A 1,104-nucleotide genomic window follows, 5' to 3' on the forward strand; every position below is an offset into this window, starting at 1 on the left:
TCGCCAGATCTCCCTTGCCTCAGGGCAAGTGAATCAGCCGATCACGCTTCGCTCAAGCAGAGTTTTTCAACAACATCCACCAAGAAGCCGACTTTCGTCCTCGAAAGCCTTATCCTCAAGGCTGGCAGAGCGGTATTATATAAAGAGCATACGTTGTAGTGACGGCCACATAAGCCAAATCGCGGCGCCCCAAATCACGAAGAACGGCCATTTTTTCTTCGGTTTCTTTTTTTTGCCCTGCGCCACAATCAATTCCTCGACGCGCGCTTCAACCCGGCGCCCGGCGATAACTGCGCGCATTGCGATCGGCTTCACAGCTGCTTCGCCCCGCGGAGCCGCTTCTTTCATCGCTTCGAAAATCTCTTGTGCCTGCTGTTCTTCGGCATTCGAAAGTGGACGTTGTTCGACCGCTGACCGGTCGAGTACGGGTTCGACGATTTTTGCGCTCAAAGCCCAGGGAGCAATGGGATTGGCTGCGGTGTCGAGATAGTTGCGGACGTTTGGGCTGTCATTTGCCAGATGATCCCCGGGGAGATGCGTGTACCCGCCCGCGTTAATCCGTCTCTGTATGCGCTCAAACAGATCAAGTATCTCTTGCGCGCCCGGCACATCCGGGGCCGCAAAATACTCCTGCCCAAGATCGAGCATGAACAGGACAGCCAAGAGCGGACAGTCTTCACGATCCGCGATGGCGCCCATTGTTGAGGCAACACAACCATCCCAACTGTGACTTCGCACAGCCGCTACGAGGTCTTCTCGAGGCAAAGAGGTCGCGATGGCGCGTTCTTCTTCACATGTCGCGGCGATTTCAAATGGGTAGGTCACGCGGGTCGCTTCCGTTTCGATATCGGGCCTGAGTCGCACTGCCTCATGGCATTATTGAGGCTCAAAGCGGACCAATGGTGATTCAGATACGTGTTTTGTGGGGCATGCAACAGCAAACCCCCAACGACTTTAAGAGCAGGGATCAATGCGAAGGGGCACTCACAAAGCGGTCATTCAGCTGCTGAAATCGAATTTCAGCAAAGTCCGGATAGTGTTGAAGAAGTCTGGGTCAGAGCTGCCGATGAGCGAAGCCCAAAGCCGCAAGGCCGCTCCTCTCAG

At 55.0% G+C, this 1,104-nt stretch carries 1 protein-coding gene; it reads right to left on the bottom strand.

From position 1 onward, the window contains the following. Positions 1–135 precede the first annotated feature (135 nt). Positions 136–825, bottom strand: coding sequence for a hypothetical protein (locus AB2B41_RS23300; RefSeq protein ID WP_367880220.1), 690 nt, complete (start codon positions 823–825; stop codon positions 136–138). Positions 826–1,104: the final 279 nt, after the last annotated feature.

It is taken from the genome of Sulfitobacter sediminis (genome assembly GCF_040811725.1).
Classification (GTDB): Bacteria; Pseudomonadota; Alphaproteobacteria; order Rhodobacterales; family Rhodobacteraceae; genus Sulfitobacter; species Sulfitobacter sediminis.